This is a genomic window from Micromonospora sp. NPDC023869 (genome assembly GCF_055559695.1).
In genome coordinates this window covers 142,675-164,129 of the sequence record NZ_JBVHKD010000006.1, presented here as the reverse complement: position 1 = coordinate 164,129, position 21,455 = coordinate 142,675, and the positions used below count along the sequence as shown (strand labels likewise).

Below are 21,455 nucleotides of genomic sequence, written 5' to 3'. Positions count from 1 at the left end.
AGTGCGGACACATCGGGTCCGGGGAGGTGCGACGGTGGACGGACGGATCGCGGCAGGGATGCGCTACCACACGTACGGGCCCGGACGGGGTGACACGTTCCTGCTCGTCCACGGCTGGTGCGGCGACCACACGTACCTGGAGCCCGTGGCCCGTCACCTGGCCGCCCGACCGGCCCGGGTGGTCGCCGTCGACATGCCCGGCCACGGCGACAGTCCACCCTCGCCCGACGGGTACGGCGTCGAGCAGATGGGCGGTCACCTGCGCGCCCTGGTCGAGGCGCTGGATCTGCGCCGGGTCACGGTGATCGGGCACAGCCTCGGCGGGGTCTGGTCGTTGGCCGCCGCAGCCGCCGACCGGAGTCGCATCACCGGGCTGGTGATGCTCGATTCCGCGGTGGCCGGGCCGCCGGGGGCCGCCGAGTCGCTCGACCAGGTGGCCGAATCGCTGCGCGACGACACGTCGGGCGCGGCCCGGGAGACGATCGTCCGCTCGTACTTCCGGCCCTACTCCGAGCCGCGCCTGGTGGAGCGGGTCGTCCGGGCGATGGGCCGGCCCGCCACCGAGATCGCCTACGAGCCGATCGCCGGCCTGGCCGCGTACGTGCGGCAGGGCGCCGACGTGGCGGCGTTGACCACCTGGGCCCGGCCGTTGCTGATGATCGGCACCGACGCGCCCTTCGCCGACTACGCCCACCTCACCCGACTCGTCCCCGAATCGCACATCGGGCAGACCGCCGGCTCCGGGCACTTCGTGCAACTGGAGGTGCCGGCACAGGTGAACGCGATGATCGACCGCCACCTGGAGATCACCCGCTGAGCGCGCCGCGCACGGGACGGGGGCGACCGGCGCCGGAGCGGGACGGGCCGACCGGACCGGCGCGCCACGGGCCGCCGCCGGGTCGGCCGATGACGGGGGAGCGGTGAGGACGGACGACGTACGGGCTCGGGCGCTGCTGCTGGCGGGAGTGCTGCTCGGCGCCGCCGGGATCTTCGACGCGGTCGCGGCCGGCGCCGACCTGACCGGTGACCGGTACGTCTCGATCGGCGAGGGCGTCGTCCACCAGCACGACATCACCGGGTGGGTCTGGCTCCGACTGGTCGCCGCGGTGGGCACGGCACTGGCCGGGGCGCTCGTACCCCTCGGCCGCCGTTGGTCGACGGTGCTCGCGCTGGCCGCCGTGGCGGTCTTCGTCGTGCTGCACCTGTTCCTGTTCACCTACCACCCGGTGCAGACGGTGCTGGTGCTCGGGCCGGCTCTGGCCGCCGCCCGGCTGGTGCTCCTGCACCGCTCCGGCCCAGCCCGCTGAACCGCGCCGGACCCGGCCCGGTCAGCGGGTCGGTAGGCAGACCTTCCCGGTGAAGGCGGGGTCGGGTTGCCGGAACGCCGCCCAGGCCGGGTTGGCCGCGATGGCCAGCGGCGGCGCCTGCCACGCGGCGCCGAGCCGCTGCAACAGCGGGTACTCGTCGCGCTCCTGCTGGATCGGCTCGCCGGAGAGGAAGGCGACCAGCCGGTTCTCGACCAGCGCGCGGTTCAGCAGGCCGCCGTGGACCCCGGGCATCTGGAACACCGGGATGTCGGCGTAGTCGCCGGGTGGCGCCTCGGCCGCGGTGCTGGTGGGGACGAAGGCGACCATCCGTACGCCGGGCACCGGGCACATGAGTTGGTTGCGGTAGAACGGCGCGTTGTCGACCAGCGAACGGATGAACGGCTCGTCCGGGCCGGTGCCCGGTCCACCGCCCTTGTGCAGCACGCCGAACATGACCCGCAACTGCCACCCGGTGACCACGCCCCAGCCCCGGTCCTGGTGCGGCGGCGGATAGTAGGCGCGTCCCGCGTTGATCAGCGGGCTGAACATCGCCAGCGCGTCGACCGCCGGATGGGCCCCCTCGTCGAGGTAGGTGCGGGCGACCATGGCACCCTCGCTCTCGCCGATCAGCGCGATCGGCCGCCCGGTACGCCCGTGCAGTCGCTGCACCTGCTCGCCGAGCAGGCGTACGCTCTGCGCCACCGAGATCGTGGTGTCCGACGGCCCGTACGGCAGGGGTGTGCCGTCCGGGGCCAGTCCCCGGTAGGAGAACCGCTCGACCCGGTCGTCGGCCGGTGCCTCGCCGCCGTACGCGGAGCCGTAGCCGGCGAGGACGATGACCGCCTGCGGCACCTCCGGCGGCAGCGGGTGGTCGAGCACCACCGCCTCGGCCCGCAGGTCCTTGCCCGGGACCGCATGCACCAGCGGCGGGATGAGCAGCGGCACCGCCAGCGCGAGTACGGCCGCGACCGGGGTCGCCGGCAGCCACGCCAACCGGACCCGGGGCGCGCACAACGCGGCGTGCACCGTCCGGTCCCACAGCAACCCGTTCACCACCCCTGCGGCGGCGGCCACTGGCACCGTCCACCAGCCCGGCACGCTCCAACACAACGCACCGGCCATGGTCAGCACCACGAAGTTCAGCAGCGACCAGCCGACCAGGGACAGCGACGGCACTCCACGCCACCAGGGACCCACCACGGCGGCCCGTTGCAGGAACGGTGCCAGCAGGAACATCGGCAGCAGGGAGGCCAGCAGCACCCAGGACAGCGCCACCACCGACGCGGCCACCGAGATCAACGCCCACGGTGCCACGATCACGGCCACCAGCACGGCCAGCCCCAGGCTGCGCCGCAACAGCCACCGCACCGGCGGTCGGGGCACCCCGTCCGGCCAGGCCAGCACCACCAGCACGGTGTGGAACACGCCGCGCGCCGCCACCACCACGCCGAGCCAGAACAGGAACTTCGGCCAGGAATCGTGGTAGACGTACAGCCAGCGTAGGTCGTGGTAGGTGTCGTACGGCCAGACGGCCGAGGTCTGCGGCGCGAGCCCGGTGGCGGCGACGAAGCCCAGGGCGACCAGGACGGTGGCCTCGACGGTCGGCGACACGGCGGTGAGCAGCAGAAGTCCCGCCCGCCTGCGCTGCCGCATCCTGCCTCCCCGCCGTCTCCTCCTTGGCAGACTCCACCGGGAACGGCCGTCGTGTCGGGCAGTTCGGCAACTTCGCGACGACCACCGCCTTGGTCGGGACCGGTCGGTGCCCTCAGCCGCCCGGTGGTTCGTCCCGTAGGACGGTGTCGCGGCGGCCCGGGGCAGGGCGGGGCGAGGCGCCGGTGGTGAGCGCGCTCATCGTGCGGTGGATCCGGGCGCGCGCGGTCTCTTCGTCGTCTCCGGTCAGGGCGATGTGGTGCACGACGCCCACGACCGCCAGTGCCAGCGCCTCCGGGTCGGCGTCCGGGGGAATCCTGCCGAGCCGTCGTTCGGCCGCCAGGTAGTCGGCGGTGCCGCGTTCGACGGCGCGCAGCCCGGCGGTGCCGCTGCCCAGGACCGCTTCGACCGCCTCCGCGAGGTCCGGCCGATAGACCATCAGCCGGGTCAGTGTCCGAAGCGAGTCCTGTGGGGTCGCCGACACGGCGGCGGTCAGGTTTCCGGCGACCGTGCCGGACCCAGCCCGTCGCGGCAGGTCGGCCATCTCGGCGGAGAGTTGGAAAGCCCGGTCGACCACGTAGCCGGCCAGGAAGTCGTCGAAGGTGGTGAAGTGCGCGTACAGCAGCCCGGTGGCGACCCCGGCCTGCTGGGTCACCGCGCGACTGGTGAGCCGGCCGGGTCCCGCGTCGGCGATCACGCGTTCGAGGGCGGCGAATAGGTGCTGCCTTGGTTCCGGGATGGCGACTCCGCGCGGCATGCCCGAAGTCTAGGCGCTGCCGGAAACGGCGTTGCCGAAGCATGAGCATATGCTCATACTGATTTGAGCATATGTTCATTCTTGGGTACGGGAGCGTCGGATGAAGCGTGCGGTGATCGTCGGGGCAGGCATAACGGGGTTGGCCACGGCGCTGCGACTCAGTCGCGACGGGTGGCAGACGCTGGTGGTGGAACGTGCGGTCGCCCGACGGAGCGGCGGCTACCTGATGAACCTGCTCGGGTCGGGCTACGACGCCATCGAGCATCTCGGGTTGCTCGACGCGTTGACCGCGCACGACCTCGGCACGTTCACCACCGTGCTGGTGCACGCCGACGGGCGGCCCAAGTACACCGTGCCGTCCGCCCTCGCCGAGGCCGCTCTGGGTGACCGCACCCTGACGGTGTTCCGGGGTGACCTGGAGTCGACGCTGTACGACGCGGTGAAGGACCTGGCCGAGGTCCGATTCGACACCACCGTCACGTCGATCGAGGACACCGGTGACCGGGTACGTGTGGGGATCAGTGACGGCACGACGGAGCAGGCCGACCTGGTGGTCGGTGCCGACGGGGTGCACTCGGCGACCCGTACCGCCCTGTTCGGCCCCGGCTTCCAGGTGGACCTGCCGTATCTGGTGGGCGCGGTACCCCTGGACGCCTCCGTGGGCGAGGTGGCCGAGCCCCGCGTCACCACGTTCATCGGCCCGGGACGCACAGCGGCGATCTTCCACGCGGGACGGCAGCAGTCCTCGGCGTTCTTCACCTACCGTTGCGCCGACCCGGCGGCGGAGCTGCGGCGTGGGCCGGTGGCAGCGTTCGGCGCGACCTTCGGTGATCTGGGCGGCGACGTGCCGGACGCGCTCCGCCACCTCGAAAGGCACCCGGACGAGGCGTACGTCGACTCGGTCAGTCAGGTGGTCATGCCCCGGTGGAGCACCGGTCGGGTGGTGCTGCTCGGCGACGCGGCCTGGTGCGCCACCCTCTTCGCCGGGTATGGCGCGGCCCTCGCGATGACCGGTGCCGACCAGCTCGGATCCGCCCTGCGACGGCACGACGGCGACGTCCCGGCCGCCCTCACCGAGTGGGAGGGGGGCCTTCGCCCCGAGGTTGTCAAGCGTCAGGCCCAGGCGCGACGGGGGATGCTCCAGTACGCCCCGCCCAGCCGGTTCCACGTGTGGATGGGCGACCTGACCATCCGGGCGATCACCCTGCCCGGCATCCGTGGTCTGGTGCGACGCGGCGTCGCGCGCGCCGGCCGTTGACGGCGTCCCGGGTGGCGGTGCCGGTGAGGGCGCCGCCACCCGGGACGCGGGCGGCTAGCCGAGCGCCGGGTACGGGGCCTCGACCTCTGTGACGATCTCTTCGCCGTCGACGGTGCCGGTGATCCGGACGGTGGCGGTGCCGGCCGGCACCGTCGCGCTGCGCGTGTTGAACTGCTGGAAGGCGGTCTTGCCCGGGGCGACACCGGTCACCGTCCGCGAGCCGAAGGCGGTGACCAGCTCGATGGTGAGCGGCACCTGGTCGGCGTTGCGGGCGGAGACGGAGACGTAGGCGTTGCCGCCGATACGCTGCGTCTTCGCGGTGACCTCGACGTCGAACGAGGTCCCGGGGTCGAGTTCGGCCCTGGCCCGGGTGGCGTCGGCCACGATCCGGTCGCGTTGCGCGGCGGTGAAGACGTCCGCGTCGACGAACGCGTCGGCGATGCGGGTGACGGTCGTGACGAACTGGCTGTGGCCGGTGAACGGCGCCTCGTCCCAGACCAGGTCGAGGAAGGTCGGACCGTCGGTGCCGGGTGACGGCACGCCGGTGACCGGCACGTCGTACGCGGGCAGGCCGTCGTTGCGCTTGTGGTTGGGTACGCCGGTGTCGATGCCGCCGAACACCACCGTCGGTTCGACCCGTCGGAAGTACGACGAGACGGCCTGGGTGTCGGCGACGTAGTACGGCCGCAGGGTGAACCCGTGCGTGGCGAAGAGCTGGTCACCGGCGGCCGTGGTGCTGCTCGGGGTGATGGCGGCCCGGGTGTAGTCGCCGTCGCGCTTGAGATGGCGGTACAACGACAGTTCCCGGAAGGCGCCGCCACCGGGGTTGCCGAGGATCTGCAGCAGCACCGGTCCCCAGAACACGGCCTGGGTGTCGGGGCGGTCGATGGCGCGCTCGATCTGGATGCTGAACGGCATCCGGATGTCGACCGTGTCACCGGATCGCCAGGTGCGACTCAGCGTCAGGTAGCTGCCCGGGGTGGCGCTGTGCTGGTGCGCGACCCCGTTGACGCTGACCTGGAAGCCCTTGCGCACCCAGGCCGGTACGCGGAGCTTGATCTCCAGCGGGCCACTGCCGTTGACGGTCAGCCGGACGTGGTCCTGGCGGGGGTACTCCGTCTCCTGTACGACCGTGAGGTCCTTCTCCGACCAGGTCAGGGTCGACGGCACGTACAGGTTGACCCAGAGGGTGGAGTCGTCGGCGGACTTGAAGTAGATCGTCTCCTGGTACTTGGTGTGGTTCTCGATGCCGGTCCCGCCGCAGCAGGTGCCGGTGTTGCCGTAGCCACGGGCGGCCCCCGGGGTCAACGGCTGGAAGTAGGTGACCTGCGGGTTGCCGACGGTGGTGGTGTCGGCGCGGGACCCGGCGATCTGGTTGATCAGACCCCGCTCGTAGTAGTCCAGGTACGCCGGGTCCTGCTCGTGGAAGAACAGGTTGCGGGCGAGTTTGATCAGGTTGTAGGTGGTGCAGGTCTCGGCGCCGCCCTGGGCGATCGAGTTGGCGATGTTGTCCCGGTTCTGGAACAGCTCGATGTTGTTGTTCGAGCCGGGGTAGTTGCCGCCGGTGCCGCCGTTGGCGTACGCGCGGTGCGGGACCACCATGCCGAAGAAGTTCTTGGCGGCCTGGAAGTACTCGGTGTCACCGCTGTGCTCGTAGACGCGCAGGTAGCCGACGAACTGCGGCACGTGCGAGTTGGCGTGCAGCCGGTCCGGCCGGCGCCGCCCCGGGTTGGTGGCCGCAGTGGTGACCAGGATGTCCCGGTTCTCCACGCAGGCGTCGAAGAGCGACTCGCGGTTGTCGAAAAGCTTGGCGGTCTCCAGGTGCCGACTGTCGCCGGTGAGCGCGGAGATCTCGGGGAACACCTCGTTCGCGCCGCCGGTCTCACCGGCGATGTAGAGGTCCCACATGTAGTTCAGGTTGTCCCGGGTGATCGGCCCCGGGTAGTCGGGGTGGTTCTTGTCCCCGACCGTCAACGCCAGGTGCGCCCAGTTCGCCATCCTGGTCACCACGTCGAGCGCGGTGGCGTTGTCGGTGTGGTAGTACGCGTCGAGCAGACCCCGCATGATCTTGTGTTGGGTGTACCAGGGGGCCCAGGTGTTCGTGGCCGCGTTGCTGCCGTACACCGCCCACCGGGGCGGTCCGAGCCGCAGCACCGCGTCCTCGGGGATGGCGCCGAGGTAACCGGGGTGGGTCGGTACCCACAGTTCGGTGCCTCCGCTCTGGGTGGCGACGATGCCGCCGTCGCGGCCGTTGGGCGACGAGTCCCGGATCGTCGACCCGCCCTCCTCCTCGAACCGGTACCAGGCGATCGAGCCGCCACCGGTGCTGCCGGCGGGGGAGTCCTGGAGGGAGGCCACCTCCGACGCGCTCAGCGCCCGGTCGAAGATGTGGAACTCGTCGATGGTGGCGTTGAGCATCGGGTCGCCGTACTGCGACCGTCCGATCCACCGGTTGCCGGGGTTCCCCAGGTTCGCCGGGCTCAACGTCATGTTCGTGTTCTGGCCGGCCTGCACGCCGTTGACGTAGAGCGTGCCGGTGTTCTGGGTGAGCGTGACGGCCAGGTGCACCCACTGGTTGACGGGCAACGCGGTGGTGCCGTTGATCTGCTGTTCGCCGGTGCTGCCGCCGACTGTGATGGCGAACCGGGGCGCGTTCCCGGTCGACCCGGCGCGTGGGGCGAGGAACATGTTCACCGTGCTGTTCTGACCGAAGTCGAACAGCCGGCTCCAGTTCTGCGTGGCCGCCAGGTTGACCCAGGTGGCGATGGTGAAGTCGGTGAGCTGGCTGATCGCCTCCTGCGGCAGCGTCACGTGCTCGGCCCGGCTGGGTCCGCCCAGTCGCAGGCCGCTGCCGAACCGGCCGGTCACGCGGCCGATCTCGGGCTGCTCCGGCTCCTGCGGGTCCCCGCCCGGATCGCCGGTGCCCATCCGGGCCGTGATGGCGGCCTGGCAGGCGGCGAGTTCGCCGACCATCCAGTCGAGCTTGTTCTTGAAGATCGGTTCGCCCAGGTCGGCGTACCCCTGAGCGAGGGCGGTCATGAAGTGTCCGGCCCAGTGGCCGCTGAGCAGCCCGCCGTCCTCCCAGCCGCCGGGTGTGGTGACCCCGGCCGGGTTCGGCCGGCCCGCCTGGTTGTTGAACAGCACCAGGAAGCGCCGCTCGTCGAGCTGCCGCAGGTAGTTCTTCATCCGGTCCCGCTTCTGCTGGAGCAGACCGTCGCCGAGCCGGACGTCACGGAGCTGGAACGGCCGGACCGGTGCGGTGCCGCCCGGACCGGGGTCGGCGACGACGCTGCCCGGGGCGGGCGAGCCGGGGCTCGAACCCGGGGTCGGCGCCGCCACTGCGGCGGCCGGGAACGCCGCCGCAGTGGCGACCGCGGCCACTCCGGCGGCGGACACCTGCAGGACCTGACGTCGACTCACGGGGATCTCAACGGATTCAGCCACTTAGGATCGTCCTTCCAGGTGGGGTACGGCTCGACCGGTGCGGTGGCGCAGAGACGGATTGTCAGCGAGTGTGAGCGTTAACTTTTCGCTCGTCAATCCCTACGACCCGGTAAAGTGCAGACTTCGACACCTGTGAGGAACGAGGTGATGTTAGCGCTCACACACGTGGTCAACTGGGATTCCGAGCACTGTGGAGACGCCCTCTCAGCCGTGGTCGACGTCGGATCCGTCGTCCTCGGACGCGGCCAGCCGTCCCAGCGACAGCGGCGCGGCGATCGATCGTTCCGCGAAGGCGCGCAGGTCCGCCTCGGTGACCGCCCGACCGGCGTACCGGGCGGTCAGGCAGGCGGTGGCGAAGCCGCACACCCGCCCCTGGCACCACCCCATCCCGGGCCGGACCAGCAGCTTGACCGTCCGGGCCTCGGTGGCGCCCAACCCGGTCACGGCCTGCCGGATCTCGCCCGCGCCGACCTCCTCGCACCGGCAGACCACGGTCTCGTCGGCGCAGCGCGCGAGCACGTCGGCGGGGACCGGGTAGGCCCGGTGCAGCGCGGCGGCGAACCGGCGCAGGGCGCGGCGTCGCCGACGCGCCGCCCGGTCCCCGGTCGGCGGTCCGTCGCCGAGCGAACCCGCCGCCGAGGCACCGGCGATCCGACCCTCCACCGTGGCCAGGTCGGCGCCGCCGACGCCGGTGGCCTCACCGGCCGCCCACACTCCGGCCACACTCGTCGCCTGGTCCTCGTCGACGGAGAGCACCAGGCTCCGGTCGGCGTCGACCCGGGTCGCGCACCCGAGCTGAAGTGCCAGTTCGAGCTGCGGTGTGAAGCCCCAACCGACCGCCAGCACGTCGCAGTCGATCCACCGCTCGGAGCCGGTGCGGATCTGGCCGTCCCGGCCCCGTCGGCCGACGATGACACCGGTCAGCCGGTCCGTGCCGGTCGCCCGCAGCACCACGTGCCGGTGCCGGACCGGCACCCGGTGCCGCAGCAGCCGGGCGGCGTACCCGGCGGCCTCGCCGAACTTTCCGGCCACGCCGAGCAGCGCGCGGGGGTGCCGGGCGAGGGCGAGCGGACCGTGCGCCTCCAGCACCGCCGCCACCCGCGCGCCGTACCGGGCCAGACCGTCGGCGACCGGCAGCAGGAACGGGCCGGTGCCGGCCACCACCACCCGCTGGCCGGGTACGACGAGGTGCCCCTTGAGCAGCGCCTGCGCCCCGCCCGCCGTGAGCACGCCGGGCAGGTCCCAGCCGGGGAAGGGCAGTTGCCGGTCGTACGCGCCGGTGGCGAGGACGAGGCGGCGGGCGGAGACGGTCACCGGGGCGGGGGTGCCGTGCTGGCGGGGTTCGGCACCCACCAGGCAGCGCAGCGCCCAGCCGTCGCCCTCCGGCGTGACCGACCAGACGTGGTGCCCGGCCAGCCGGACGACCCGACCGGCGTCGGCCAGCGCGGCGAGACGGTCCAGGGTGGAGGTGAACCGCGTCCATCCGTGGTGCAGGGTGGTCGGCCGGAAGCGGCCGACGCCGGGAGCGGGGGAGCGCCAGTACTGCCCGCCGGGGCGTACGCCCGCGTCGACGATCGCCACCCGGGCCCCGGCCTCGGCCGAGGCCAGCGCGGCGGCCAGTCCCGCCGGCCCGGCCCCGACGACCGCCACGTCCACGTCTGTGCCGGTCATCGTCCGGTGCCCTGCTGGGTGCGGACGTCGTCGCCCGGGGCGGCCGGTACCAGGCAGGCGCGCAGCGACGGTTGCCCGTTGACGGTCACCAGGCAGTCGAAGCAGATCCCGATGCCGCAGAACAGCCCCCGGGGTCGCCCGCCGAGCCGGGTGTCCCGCCAGGACCGCACCCCGGCGGCGGTGAGGGCGGCACCGACGGTCCAACCGTCGCGGCAGGGCACCGGCGTGCCGTCCAGGAGGATCTCGAACTCGTCGGGATGGCTCACCGGGACACCTCCGGGTCGAACCGGTCCGGGCGGAACGCGGTCAGGTCCAGCTCGGGCGGCGTGCCGAGCAGGCTCTGCGTGACCAGCCGCGCGGTGCCCGGGGCCAGGCCGATACCGGCACCCTCGTGACCGCAGGCGTGGTGCAGCCCGGGTGCGCGAGGATCCGGGCCGATCACCGGCAGATGGTCGGGACAGTACGGCCGGAAGCCCCGGTACGCGCGGATCACCGCGACGTCGCGCAGCACCGGGAAGAGGCGTACCGCACCGGCGGCGAGCTGCCGCAGGGCCGGGACCGAGACGCTCCGGTCGAAACCGACGCGTTCCCGGCTGGCGCCGATGAGCACCGTGCCGGCCCGGGTGCCCTCGACCACCGTGGACGTCCGCAGCGCGGCCGAGTCGCTGGCCACGTCGGCGACGTAGTCGGCGAGGTACACCTTGTGCCGGATCAGCGCCGGGAGCGGCTCGGTCACCAGGATGTAGCCGCGGCGGGGCGCGATCGGCAGCGCGACGTCGGCCAGCGCGGCGACCTCGCCGGCCCAGGTGCCGGCGGCGTTGAGCACGGCGGCGGCGGGGATGTCGCGTCGCGGCGTCCGCACGCCGACCACCCGTGGCCCGTCCCGCAGCAGCCCGGTGACCGGCTCGTGCGGCAGCACGGTGGTGCCCTCGTGGCGGGCCAGCCGCAGCAGGTGGGCGGCGGCGATCATCGGCTGCACCTGCATGTCCTGCGGGTATCGGTAGCCGCCGGTGAGGTCGTCGCCCAGATGCGGTTCGTGCGCGTGCAGCCGGTCCCGGTCGACCGCGACCGCCTCGACGCCGAGGTCGCGTTGCCGCGCGGCGAGCCGGGCCAGGCCGTCCAGGGACGCCCGGTCGGTGGCGACCACCAGGCCGCCCTTGGCCTCCATCTCCACCAGCTCACCGAAGGTCGTGTCGCGCACCGGCAGGTCGGCCAGGGCGTGCCACTGCCGGTGCGAGTGCAGCGCGAGGTCGAGTTCCGGGCCCGGTTCCTTGTCGGAGACGAGGATGTTCCCCTCGCCCGCCCCGGTGGTGCCGCCGACGATCGGTCCACTGTCCACGACGGTCACCGACAGGCCCGCCCGGCTCGCCTGGTAGGCGCAGGCCGCGCCGACGATGCCCGCGCCCACCACGACCAGGTCCACCGCTCCGCTACGCACGCGGCCACCGGCCCGATCGGACGGTGCCGCAGGGGCGGGGCGCAGGCATGGCACCTCCGACGTCGAGGGCTGGAGAGCGGTGGGACGCCGTTGTAGTGTGTGACATTGTACTGGCCGGCACGAATAAGGAGCACCCCGATGCCCCCTCGGTCGAGACCATGGCACGGCGTCCTGGTGGCCACCACGGTGCCGCTCGACGACCGACTCGCGGTCGACGTCGACCGGTACGCCGAGCACGTCCGCTGGCTCGCCGACGAGGGCTGCGACGGGGTCGTGCCGAACGGCTCGCTCGGCGAGTACCAGACCCTCACCCCCGAGGAGCGCAGCACGCTGGTCCGGGTCGCGGTCGACGCGGCACCCGACGGCTTCACCGTGATGCCCGGCATCTCCGCGTACGGCGCCATCGAGGCGCGGCGGTGGGCCGAGGACGCCGCCGAGGCCGGGTGCGCGGCGGTGATGCTGCTGCCGCCGAACGCCTACCGGGCCGACGAACGGGCCGTGGTCGCGCACTACCGGGAGGTCGCCAAGGTCGGCGTGCCGGTGGTGGCGTACAACAACCCCATCGACACCAAGGTCGACCTCACCCCGGAGCTGCTCGCCCGCCTGCACGGCGAGGGCCTGATCGTCGGCGTCAAGGAGTTCACCGGCGACGTCCGCCGCGCCTACCGGATCGCCGAGGCGGCACCCGGCCTCGACCTGATCGCCGGCGCCGACGACGTCACCCTGGAACTCGCCGTGGCCGGCGCGCCCGGCTGGATCGCCGGGTACGTCAACGCGCTGCCCCGGGCCTGCGTCCGGCTCTTCGACGCGGCTGCCGACGGCGACCTGGCCACCGCGTTGCCGCTCTACCGCGCGCTGCACCCGTTGCTGCGCTGGGACTCGCGGACCGAGTTCGTGCAGGCCATCAAGCTCTCGATGGACGCGGTCGGGCGTTACGGTGGGCCGTGCCGCCCGCCCCGGGTGCCCCTCACCCCGGAACATGAGCGCATCGTCCGGGAGGCCACCGAGAAGGCGGTGGCGGCCGGCGGCCGGTGACGGGAAGGGCGGTAGGGCGATGCGCAGCACACGGGTCTTCCACGCGGTCGACTCGCACACCGAGGGCATGCCGACCCGGGTGATCATCGGCGGAATCGGCGTGGTCCCCGGCGACTCGATGGCGCAGCGGCGTCGGTACTTCGTCGCCCACCTCGACCACCTGCGCACCCTGCTGATGTGCGAGCCGCGCGGGCACGCCGCGATGAGCGGGGCGATCCTGCAACCGCCCACCCGGCCCGACGCCGACTGGGGCGTGCTCTTCATCGAGGTCAGCGGCTGCCTGCCGATGTGTGGACACGGCACGATCGGGGTGGCCACCGTCCTGGTGGAGACCGGCATGGTCACCGTCACCGAGCCGACCACCGTGATCCGGCTCGACACCCCGGCCGGGCTCGTGGTGGTCGACGTGGCGGTCCGCGACGGGCGCGCCGAATCGGTGACCCTGCGCAACGTGCCCTCCTTCGTGTCGGAGCTGGACGCCACGGTCGACGTGCCCGGGTACGGTCCGGTCACCCTGGACCTGGCCTTCGGCGGCAACTTCTACGCCGTCGTCGACCTCGACCGGCTCGGGATCGCCTTCACACCGACCGATCCGCAGGTCCGGCAGCGGATGCTCGACGCCGGGCTGGCCATCATGGACGCGGTGACGGACCAGCTCCGGCCGGTGCATCCGGAGGACCCGACGATCGCCGGCTGCCACCACGTCTACCTCGCCGCACCGGGCTCGGACGCCCGGCACTCGCGGCACGCCATGGCCATCCACCCCGGCTGGTTCGACCGCTCACCCTGCGGCACCGGGACCTCGGCCAGGATGGCCCAACTGCACGCCCGGGGCGAGTTGGCCCTCGGCGCCGACTTCGTCAACGAGTCGCTGATCGGCAGCCGCTTCGTCGGACGGCTGCTGGACCGCACCACCGTGGCGGACCGACCGGCCGTGGTCCCGACGGTCACCGGCCGCGCCTGGATCACCGGCACCGCCCAGTACCTCCTCGACCCCACCGACCCGTTCCCCGCCGGCTTCCAGCTCTGACCAGCACTGGAGTTCTCACATGTCCGTCGTCGTGTCCGCCTGCCCCCAGCGCCCGGAGGACACCGTCGTCTCGGTGCCCGCCGCGACCACCGAGGACGTCGGCACGGCCGCCGAGGCGGCCCGCGCCGGCCAGCGCGGCTGGGCGGCGGCACCTCCTGCCGGGCGGTCGGCGGCGCTGCACGCCGCCGGCGAGAAGGAGACGTGGTGGTGACTGACGCCTTGGAGTTGCCGGCCCTGGGGGCGCGTACGAGCCTGCGCGGGCAGGTCGCGCACGCGCTGCGGGCCGCGCTGGTGGCCGGCCAGATGCGCCCCGGCGAGGTCTACTCCGCACCGACGCTCGCCGCCCGACTCGGCGTCTCCGCCACACCGGTCCGGGAGGCGATGCTCGACCTGGTCAAGGAGGGCCTGGTCGAGACCGTGCGGAACAAGGGTTTCCGGGTCACCGAACTGTCCGACCGGGAACTCGACAACCTGACCGAGATCCGCCAGTTGATCGAGGTGCCGACCACCGTGCGGGTGATCGGCGTGGCCACCGCCGAGGACATCGCGCGGCTGCGGCCGATCGCCCACCGGATCGTCGAGGTGGCCGAACACAAGGACCTGATCGCGTACATCGAGCACGACCGCCGGTTCCACCTGGAACTGCTCGCGTTGGCCGGCAACAGCCACCTGGTCTCGCTCGTCGGTGAGCTGCGGGCGAGGTCGCGGCTGTTCGGCCTGACCCGGCTCGCCGAGACCGGGGAACTGGTGCCGTCGGCCCGCGAGCACGTCGCGATGCTCGACCTGATCGAGGCGGGCGACCGGGCCGGACTGGAACGGCTGATGCGCGTGCACATCGGCCACGTACGCGGCCGGTGGGCCGGTCGGGCGGAACCGACGGCCGACTGACCGCCGCCCCTGACCGGTGGGCGTACGTCAGCGCTGCCAGGCGGCCCAGAGTTCGGCGTACCGGCCGCCTGCGGCGACGAGTTCCGCCGGGGTGCCCAGCTCGACGATCCGCCCGTGCGCCATCACCGCGATCCGGTCACAGCTCTGCGCCTGGGTCAGCCGGTGCGCGACCACCACGGCGGTGCGGCCCCGCACCAGGGCGGCACTGGCCAGCTCCAGTTGCCGGGCACCAGCGCTGCCCGCCTCGGCACTCGCCTCGTCGAGCACCACGATCGGCGGGTCGAGCAGTGCGACCCGGGCCAGCGCCACCTGTTGCGCCTGCCCGGGGGTGACCGGGTGGTCGCCCTCACCGACCGGGGTGTGCAGCCCCTCCGGCAGCGCGGCGACCCACTGGTCGGCCCCGACCAGCCGCAGCGCGTCCCACAGCTCCTCCTCGGAGGCGTGCGGCGCGGCCAGGCGCAGGTCCTCGGCGAGCGTGCCGGCGAAGACGTGCACCTCCTGGGTGACGACGCCGACGGTGCGCCGCAGCTCCGCCGGATCCAGGTCGGCGATCGGCCGACCGCCCAGCAGCACCTCGCCCTCGGCGGCCGGGAACACCCCGCCGAGGATGGCCGCCAGCGTCGTCTTGCCGGCGCCGCTCTCGCCGACCACGGCCAGCGACTCGCCCTCGGCGATCTCCACCGAGACGTCGTGCACGACGGTGGGCCCGCCGGGGTAGCGGTGCCCGATCGACTTGGCGCCGATCCCGCCCGCCGGTCGATCGCCGGTGCCCGCGCGGGACTCCGGCACGTCGAGTCCGGTGATACCGACCAGCCGGGCCAGCGCGGCGCCGGCCGACTGGACGTCGTTGAACGAGATCAGCAGCATGCCGAGCGGGCCGAAGAGCCGGTGGAACAGCAGCGCGGCGGCGGTGACGTCACCCACGCTGCTCTCGCCCGCGCGGACCAGCAGGAAGCCGGCGAGCAGGACGGCGGTGAGTCCGATCGCCTCCGCGTAGTTCATCATGTTCGCGAACCACAGGAATCCGCGTACCGCCCGCAGGCGCGCGGTGACCGCGTTGCGCGACGCTCCGTCCACCCGCTGGCCCTGCCGCTGCGCCATGCCGTAGGCGTGCACCGTCCGCGCGCCGGTGAACGTGGTCAGCAGGCTCTGCGTACGCACCGCCGCCGCCTCGCGCTCGGCGGCGTAGAGCCGCTTCGCCTGGGGCACGAACCGGCGCAGGCTCAGCACGTGCACCGGGAAGACGACCAGGAACGCCAGCGCGATCCGCCAGTCCAGGGTGGCGAAACCGGCGAAGGTGATGACGACGGTGACCAGGGCGGTGAAGATCCCGGCGGCCAGCCGGACCGAGTCGGTGACCTGTTCCACGTCGTCGGTCACCCGGGCGGCCACGTCGCCGGAGCCGGCGCTCTCCAGCCGGGCCGAGTCCATCCGCAGGGCCCGGTCGAGCACCTCTTCCCGCAGGTCGGCGCAGGCCCGCATGCCCCACTCGGTGACCAACCACCGGGACACGCCGGTCAGCGCGGCGGCCAGCAGGCCGGTGCCGAGGATCCAGGCCGAGGTCACCAGCAGCGCGTCGACGGTGCCGCCCGCGACGACCAGGTCGACCAGCCGGCCGAGCAGGATCGGCACCACCACGGCCGCGGCGCTTGCCGCCACGGACGTCAGGACCGACGTCCAGGCCAGCAGCGGATAGCGGCGCAGGTTGCGCCAGAACACGGCCAGGGTCTCCCGGCCGGAGGCGACCGGCAGCATCGTCGTCGCGCTCATCGCAGGACCACCTCGGCGTACGCGGACTGGGTGAGCAGGTCCCGGTGCGATCCGACGGCGGCCACCCGCCCGGCGTCCAGGAAGACGACGCGGTCGCACCGGTCGAGCAGCGGCGCGCTGGTGGTGACCAGCACGGTGGCCCGGTCGTCCCCGGCCCGGCGGGAGCGAATCCCCTCGGCGATGGCGTGCTCGGTCACCGCGTCGACCGCCGTGGTCGGGTCGCGGAACACGGTGACCGGCCGGTCGGCGAGCAGCGCCCGGGCCAGGGCGATCCGCTGCCGTTGCCCGCCGGAGAGGTTCAGCCCGTGGTCGAGCAGTTCGCGGTCCAGGCCGGTGCCGCCCTCGGCGAGCAGGTCGTCGACGGAGGCCGCCGCCATGCTCTGCCGCAGCGCCGCGTCGTCCCGGTCGTCGCCGCTCTGCAACACCTCGCGCAGGGTGCCGCCGAACAGGTCGACCGCGTGCGGCTCGACGAGCACCACCTGCCGCAGCGAGGCCGCGTCGAGGTCGCCGACCGGCGTACCGGACAGGGTCACCTCGCCCCGCTCCGGTGCCCGTGCCCCGGCCAGGAGGTCGGTGACGTCGTCGGCGGTGGTGGTCTGCCCGGTCACGACCCCGAGCACCTCGCCGGGCCGTACTTCGAGACTGGCGCCCTCCAGGCCCGAGGTGTGCACCTCGGCGAGGACCAGCGGACCGGGCTGCGCCTCCCGTACGCCGGTGGTGGCGCGCTCGGGCGCGGCCAGCACCTCGGCGACCCTGGTCGCGCTGGCCCGCGCGGTGGCCAGCCGGAAGACGCAGTCGGCCAGGTTGAGCACCGGGTCGGTGATGAACGCGGCCAGGCCCACGATGGTGATGAGCTGCCCGACCGTGATCCGCCCCTCCAGAGCGAACCAGCCGGCCAGGGCGGCCACGACGGTGATCAGCAGGCCGGTGGTGAACGTCGACACGCCGACGAACGCGGCACCGGCCTTGACCGCGCCGACGTTGGCGCGCAGCGAGGTGCGGCTGGCTGTCTTGTAGCGTCGCGACGCCTCGTCGACGCCGCCGAACCCGCGCAGCGGCCGGAGCCCGCGCAGCAGGTCCGACGCGGTCGCGGCGGCCCGGCCGATGGCCTGCTGCTGGGCCGAGGTGTGGCGTTCCACGACCGGCCCGAGCGCGTGCAGGCCGAGCACCAGCACCGGGATGCCGATGACCAGCCCGAGTCCGAGCGTCCAGTCGATCCGCAGCAGGACGATCGTGGAGACGACCAGCCCGAGCAACGCGGACACCACCCGGCTGCCCAGCTCCAGCGAATCGGCGGCGGCCTGGGTGTCGGTGGTGGCGATGGAGAGCAGCTCACCGCTCTGGCGGCTGGTGCGGATGCCCTGCCCGCCCAGCAGCCGCCGGACCACGCGCATCCGCAGGACGTGCGACTCCTCGGTCACCGCCCTGGACAGGAACCAGAAGCCGGACCGCCACCCCATGGTCAACGCGGTGAACAACGCGAAGATCCCCAGGACGGACCAGAGCATCGCCGAGGTCGACCCGGTGCTCACCGCCTGGTCGATGACCAGGCCGATGGCCACCGGGACCAGTGCCTCGCACACCTGGTGCAGCGACCAGAAGGCGGTGCAGAGCGCGGTGTCCCGGCGTTGCCGCCAGAACATCTCGCCGAACAACCGGCCGGTCGGGCTGACTCGCACGGTCACCTCACCCGCCGTCGGTCGGTGCGGCGGACCTCCGCCGTCGGCTCTGCCATCTCGCCTCACTCTCCACAAGTTAGGTGAGGCTAACCTGTGGTCGTGGCGCGGCGCCATCCGGTAGCGGGTGTCGTCCCGGCGGTCAGCCGGCGACCACCACCGCCTCCCGGGCGAGCGTGACCGCGCCCAGCAGGGCGGCGTCGTCGGCGAACCGGGACAGTACCACCTCCGGCCGATGCGGCAGCACCTCGGTGAGCCGGTCGACCAGCAGCTCCCGGATCAGGGCGCTGCCGGCCACCCCGCCGACCAGCACCACCCGCTGCGGGTCCAGCAGCAGGCAACTCGTGACCAGGTGTCGGGCCAACTCGTCGAGCCGGGCGGTCAACGCCTGCCGCTCCGCCCCCGGTCGTTCGGCCGCACCGGCGAGGGCCGCCGCGCCGCCGACCAGTCCCAGTTCGGCGGCAAGCCCGTCCAGGGCCCGGCCGGAGAAGTCCAACTCCAGCATGGTGCCCGGCCACGGGCCGCCGGAGACCGCGTACCCGATCTCACCGGCCGCGCCCCGGTGGCCGGAGACCACCGCGCCGCCGACGGTGATCGCCGCGGCCACTCCGGTGCCCAGCCCCAGCACCAGGCCCGGGTCGGCGTCGCGCAGCGCGCCAAGCCGCAGTTCGGCCAGGGCGGCGGCGTTGAGGTCGTTGTCCACCGCCACCTCGGTGACGCCGAGCGCCTCGCGGACCGCGTCGGCCAGCCGCAGTCCCTCCCAGCCGGGGACGTTCGGCGCCAGCTCGATGCGGTCCGGCCGGATCACCCCGGGGGAGGCCACCCCGGCGGCCAGCAGCGGGCCACCCACCTCGGCCACCAGCCGGGCGGCCAGGTGCAGCGCCCGTTCCAGCGCCTGCGGCGCGCTGCGCTCGGCGTACGTGGGGACCCGCTCCCGGGCCAGGATCCGACCCTGCCGGTCGGCGACCCCGACGGCCATCTTGGTCCCGCCGAAGTCGATGCCGAGCAGCAGCCCGTCGGTGTACGCGCCCGACTCGGGTCGCGCCAACTGCACGCTCATCGGGCCGCCATCTCGGCGGCGACCGCGTCCAGCGCGGTGTCGGCCCGGTCGAGACGGTCGCGGACCGTCGCCAGCCGTGCCCGAGCCGCGTCGAATCCGCCCCGCAGCGTCGCCACCTGGGCGCGTACCGCGGCGGCGCCCGGCCCGTCGGCCTGGGCGCGGCCCAGCACCAGCTCCGGCCGGACGGCGGCGGCGATCAGGTCGTCCACGGCGGCGTCGTCGAGCCCGCCGGGCACCAGCCCCTCGGCGGCGGCCCGCACCTCGTCGGCGGTCCAGCCCTGCGGGTCACCGCCGCGTACCAGCCGACCCACCACCGAGTGCGCGGCCCGGAACGGTACACCGTGCCGGGTCAGGGCGTCGGCGGCGGCGGTCGTGGTGGCCCCGGAGGCGACGATCTCGGCCGCCGACGGCGGCGTCAACGGCGCGATCTCGGCGAGGAAGCCACCGAGCAGGGCGAAGAACCGGTCCGCCCGGTCGTTGCTCTCCCAGAGCCGCACCTGCACGTCGGTGGTGGCGTTGTTCGAGTCCTCCCACCAGGCCGCGCCCACGTTGTTCAGCACCGAGGCGGCGTCGGCGGCGGCCTGCCCGGCGTACGAGACCAGGTGCTCCAACACCACCGGGTTGCGCTTCTGCGGCATGATGCTGCTGCCCTGGGTGAAGTCACCGGGCGTGGTCACCCACTGCCAGCTCAGCCAGTCCATCAGAGTGCGCGCCAGCCGCGCCCCGGTGGCCAGCGCCTGGGCGTTGAGGGTGCCGACCCGCACCAGATGGTCGGCACCGGCGACCGCCTCGTACGAGTTGGTCACCAGACCGGCGAAGCCGAGCAGCTCGGCCACCCGGGCGGGGGAGATGTCCAGGTCGGTGCCGGCGAACGCGCAGGACCCCAGCGGCGAGACGTTGAGCGACTCGATCACGTCGGCGTAGGCGAGTGCCTCCCCGGCCAGCGCCTCGGCGTACCCGGCCAGCGCGTGCCCGATGGTGGTCGGCTGGGCCGGACGCCGGTGGGTGTAGCCGGTGATCACCACGTCCGCGTACCGGTCCGCGGCGTCCAGCGCGACCGTCCCGGTGGCCAGCACCCGGTCGAGCACCCCGGTCAGCTGGTCGCGCAGCAGCATCCGGAACACCCCGGCGTCGAGGTCGTTGCGGCTGCGCGCCATCTGCACGTCCAGCTCCGAGGTGGGCACCCCGCAGGCCGCCGCGAGACGCTTCTCCACCAGGTAGTACGTGTCCTCGAAAGTGCCGTCGAAAGGCGGCGCGTCGGCCTGGTCGGCGCGCAGCTCGGCCAGTCCGCGCAGCAACCGGGCGCCCCGCTCGGCGGGGATCAGCCCCTGCTCGGTCAGCATCACCACGTGCGCCTGGCTGGCCCGTACCATCGCCGGGAACAGGTGCCCGACGTGGTGGTCGTAGGTGGGCCGCAGGTGGTGCCGCTGGTAGGTGGTCAGCGCGGGTGTGCTCATGACGGAGTTCCTTACTTCCTCTCCAGGCCGGGTCGGCGCGGGGGCCGTCCCGGACGGTCGGCCGGTCAGTCGTCGAGCCCGAGCAGGCGCTCGGCGTTACCGGCGAAGATCGCGCGCAGGTGGTCGTCGGGCAGGCCCAGCTCCCGGCAGATGCGGAGCTGGTCGTCGAGGTAGCGGGTGACGTACCCGCGCGGGAACCACGACGAGTCGCTGCCGTACACGATCCGCTGCGGGCCGATGGTCTCGTAGCAGCGCCGGAACAGATCCTCCAGCGTCAGCTTGTACGGCATCCAGCGCACCCACTGGTTGGAGCCGGAGGTGTCGACGTGCACGTTGGGGCAGCCCCAGGCGGTGAAGAGCAGCTCCTGCACGTACTGCACGCCGAAGTGCGGCACCACCACCGGCAGCTCCGGGAACCGGCGGGCCATCCGGGCCAGCTCCTCCGGACCGCCGTGCCGGCCGAAGGTGAGGCCGCCGGCGCTGCCGTAGTGCCCGATGTGGATCAGCACCGGCACCCCGAGCCGCTGCGCGGTGCCCCAGAGCGGATCGAGGTCCGGCCCGTCGAGCGGGCCGCGCAGCAACGGCGCGAACAGCTTCAACCCGCGCAGGCCGCGTTCGGTGACCGCCCGTTCCAGCTCGGCGGCGGCGTCCGGCGCGTACGGGTCGTGGTGGGCGAAGCCGAGCAGCAGGTCCGGGTGCCGGTCGACCACGTCGGCCACCGCGTCGTTGCCGCCACCGGTGACGAACACCGCCCGGCGTACGCCGACCCGGCGCAACTCGTCGGCCCACCGGTCGGCCTCGTCCGGCCAGTGCGCGGCGGGCGGCTCCGGTTCCGGGAACGACCACGCCTGCCGCCACGCCCGCGCGTACGGGGCAGAGGCGGCGGCGCGGGCGGCCCGTTCGGGTGCCCCGCCGGGGTGCATCCCGGCGGCTTCCTCGCAGGCATGGATCGTCTCGTCGGCGCCGATGCGGAAGTGCAGGTGGAAGTCGACGACGTCCAGTCCCCGGTCCACG

Annotated in this window: 18 protein-coding genes; 7 read left to right on the top strand and 11 right to left on the bottom strand. The window is 73.3% G+C overall.

What is annotated here, in order from left to right; translation table 11 throughout:
• Window positions 1–34: 34 nt before the first annotated feature.
• The gene (locus ACZ31C_RS18725) at window positions 35–817 is read left to right on the top strand and encodes an alpha/beta fold hydrolase (RefSeq protein WP_465796361.1); all 783 of its coding nucleotides are present in this window, start codon (window positions 35–37) and stop codon (window positions 815–817) included.
• Between the two features lie 103 nt (window positions 818–920).
• Window positions 921–1,307 (top strand): DUF7144 family membrane protein, encoded by a 387-nt coding sequence (locus ACZ31C_RS18720; RefSeq protein ID WP_350696929.1) that lies wholly within the window; start codon window positions 921–923, stop codon window positions 1,305–1,307.
• A 21-nt stretch (window positions 1,308–1,328) separates the two neighbouring features.
• On the opposite strand, the gene ACZ31C_RS18715 is transcribed toward ACZ31C_RS18720, so the two are convergent.
• Together ACZ31C_RS18715 and ACZ31C_RS18710 are read right to left on the bottom strand one after the other, a co-directional pair.
• Window positions 1,329–2,960 (bottom strand): lipase family protein, encoded by a 1,632-nt coding sequence (locus ACZ31C_RS18715; protein WP_465796360.1) that lies wholly within the window; start codon window positions 2,958–2,960, stop codon window positions 1,329–1,331.
• A 112-nt stretch (window positions 2,961–3,072) separates the two neighbouring features.
• A complete protein-coding gene (locus ACZ31C_RS18710) occupies window positions 3,073–3,714 on the bottom strand; it encodes a TetR/AcrR family transcriptional regulator (RefSeq protein WP_465796359.1) in 642 nt (213 codons plus the stop codon).
• A 100-nt stretch (window positions 3,715–3,814) separates the two neighbouring features.
• On the opposite strand from ACZ31C_RS18710, the gene ACZ31C_RS18705 reads away from it, so the two are divergent.
• Window positions 3,815–4,972: an FAD-dependent oxidoreductase gene (locus tag ACZ31C_RS18705; RefSeq protein ID WP_465796358.1), complete on the top strand. Its 1,158-nt coding sequence runs from the start codon at window positions 3,815–3,817 to the stop codon at window positions 4,970–4,972.
• Between the two features lie 54 nt (window positions 4,973–5,026).
• Here ACZ31C_RS18705 and ACZ31C_RS18700 read toward each other — a convergent pair whose 3' ends face one another.
• From ACZ31C_RS18700 to ACZ31C_RS18685, 4 genes are all read right to left on the bottom strand, one after another.
• On the bottom strand, window positions 5,027–8,416 hold the full coding sequence (locus tag ACZ31C_RS18700; RefSeq protein ID WP_465796357.1) for a beta-L-arabinofuranosidase domain-containing protein: 3,390 nt from the start codon (window positions 8,414–8,416) through the stop codon (window positions 5,027–5,029).
• A gap of 204 nt (window positions 8,417–8,620) precedes the next feature.
• A complete protein-coding gene (locus ACZ31C_RS18695) occupies window positions 8,621–10,087 on the bottom strand; it encodes an FAD-dependent oxidoreductase (protein ID WP_465796356.1) in 1,467 nt (488 codons plus the stop codon).
• A complete protein-coding gene (locus tag ACZ31C_RS18690; protein WP_465796355.1) occupies window positions 10,084–10,353 on the bottom strand; it encodes a (2Fe-2S)-binding protein in 270 nt (89 codons plus the stop codon). Before ACZ31C_RS18690 ends, ACZ31C_RS18695 begins: the two co-directional genes overlap by 4 nt.
• Window positions 10,350–11,525 (bottom strand): NAD(P)/FAD-dependent oxidoreductase, encoded by a 1,176-nt coding sequence (locus ACZ31C_RS18685; protein WP_465796354.1) that lies wholly within the window; start codon window positions 11,523–11,525, stop codon window positions 10,350–10,352. Before ACZ31C_RS18685 ends, ACZ31C_RS18690 begins: the two co-directional genes overlap by 4 nt.
• 138 nt (window positions 11,526–11,663) lie before the next feature.
• On the opposite strand from ACZ31C_RS18685, the gene ACZ31C_RS18680 reads away from it, so the two are divergent.
• From ACZ31C_RS18680 to ACZ31C_RS18665, 4 genes are read left to right on the top strand one after another with little or no spacing between them, the layout of a single operon-like run.
• A complete protein-coding gene (locus ACZ31C_RS18680; protein WP_465796353.1) occupies window positions 11,664–12,560 on the top strand; it encodes a dihydrodipicolinate synthase family protein in 897 nt (298 codons plus the stop codon).
• A 19-nt stretch (window positions 12,561–12,579) separates the two neighbouring features.
• Window positions 12,580–13,590 (top strand): proline racemase family protein, encoded by a 1,011-nt coding sequence (locus ACZ31C_RS18675; RefSeq protein WP_465796352.1) that lies wholly within the window; start codon window positions 12,580–12,582, stop codon window positions 13,588–13,590.
• 19 nt (window positions 13,591–13,609) lie between these two features.
• Window positions 13,610–13,801, top strand: a complete 192-nt coding sequence (locus ACZ31C_RS18670; RefSeq protein ID WP_465796351.1) for an aldehyde dehydrogenase family protein — start codon at window positions 13,610–13,612, stop codon at window positions 13,799–13,801.
• Window positions 13,798–14,478, top strand: coding sequence for a GntR family transcriptional regulator (locus ACZ31C_RS18665; RefSeq protein WP_465796350.1), 681 nt, complete (start codon window positions 13,798–13,800; stop codon window positions 14,476–14,478). The genes ACZ31C_RS18670 and ACZ31C_RS18665 overlap by 4 nt, the downstream gene beginning before the upstream one ends.
• Before the next feature lie 27 nt (window positions 14,479–14,505).
• On the opposite strand, the gene ACZ31C_RS18660 is transcribed toward ACZ31C_RS18665, so the two are convergent.
• The 5 genes from ACZ31C_RS18660 to ACZ31C_RS18640 all read right to left on the bottom strand — a co-directional run bounded on the left by ACZ31C_RS18660 (window position 14,506) and on the right by ACZ31C_RS18640 (window position 21,454).
• Window positions 14,506–16,248, bottom strand: a complete 1,743-nt coding sequence (locus tag ACZ31C_RS18660; protein ID WP_465796349.1) for an ABC transporter ATP-binding protein — start codon at window positions 16,246–16,248, stop codon at window positions 14,506–14,508.
• Window positions 16,245–17,933 (bottom strand): ABC transporter ATP-binding protein, encoded by a 1,689-nt coding sequence (locus ACZ31C_RS18655; RefSeq protein WP_465796348.1) that lies wholly within the window; start codon window positions 17,931–17,933, stop codon window positions 16,245–16,247. Before ACZ31C_RS18655 ends, ACZ31C_RS18660 begins: the two co-directional genes overlap by 4 nt.
• Before the next feature lie 133 nt (window positions 17,934–18,066).
• A complete protein-coding gene (locus ACZ31C_RS18650) occupies window positions 18,067–18,984 on the bottom strand; it encodes an ROK family protein (RefSeq protein ID WP_465796347.1) in 918 nt (305 codons plus the stop codon).
• A complete protein-coding gene (locus tag ACZ31C_RS18645; RefSeq protein WP_465796346.1) occupies window positions 18,981–20,441 on the bottom strand; it encodes a lyase family protein in 1,461 nt (486 codons plus the stop codon). The genes ACZ31C_RS18650 and ACZ31C_RS18645 overlap by 4 nt, the downstream gene beginning before the upstream one ends.
• 65 nt (window positions 20,442–20,506) lie before the next feature.
• Window positions 20,507–21,454 (bottom strand): amidohydrolase family protein, encoded by a 948-nt coding sequence (locus tag ACZ31C_RS18640; protein ID WP_396746951.1) that lies wholly within the window; start codon window positions 21,452–21,454, stop codon window positions 20,507–20,509.
• Window position 21,455 lies beyond the last annotated feature (1 nt).

Coding starts and splice junctions, on each gene's coding strand:
- ACZ31C_RS18715 (WP_465796360.1), bottom strand. CDS start 2,960: ATGCGGCAGCGCAGGCGGGCGGGACTTCTGCTGCTCACCGCCGTGTCG.
- ACZ31C_RS18710 (WP_465796359.1), bottom strand. CDS start 3,714: ATGCCGCGCGGAGTCGCCATCCCGGAACCAAGGCAGCACCTATTCGCC.
- ACZ31C_RS18705 (WP_465796358.1), top strand. CDS start 3,815: ATGAAGCGTGCGGTGATCGTCGGGGCAGGCATAACGGGGTTGGCCACG.
- ACZ31C_RS18695 (WP_465796356.1), bottom strand. CDS start 10,087: ATGACCGGCACAGACGTGGACGTGGCGGTCGTCGGGGCCGGGCCGGCG.
- ACZ31C_RS18680 (WP_465796353.1), top strand. CDS start 11,664: ATGCCCCCTCGGTCGAGACCATGGCACGGCGTCCTGGTGGCCACCACG.
- ACZ31C_RS18675 (WP_465796352.1), top strand. CDS start 12,580: ATGCGCAGCACACGGGTCTTCCACGCGGTCGACTCGCACACCGAGGGC.
- ACZ31C_RS18670 (WP_465796351.1), top strand. CDS start 13,610: ATGTCCGTCGTCGTGTCCGCCTGCCCCCAGCGCCCGGAGGACACCGTC.
- ACZ31C_RS18660 (WP_465796349.1), bottom strand. CDS start 16,248: ATGAGCGCGACGACGATGCTGCCGGTCGCCTCCGGCCGGGAGACCCTG.
- ACZ31C_RS18650 (WP_465796347.1), bottom strand. CDS start 18,984: ATGAGCGTGCAGTTGGCGCGACCCGAGTCGGGCGCGTACACCGACGGG.
- ACZ31C_RS18645 (WP_465796346.1), bottom strand. CDS start 20,441: ATGAGCACACCCGCGCTGACCACCTACCAGCGGCACCACCTGCGGCCC.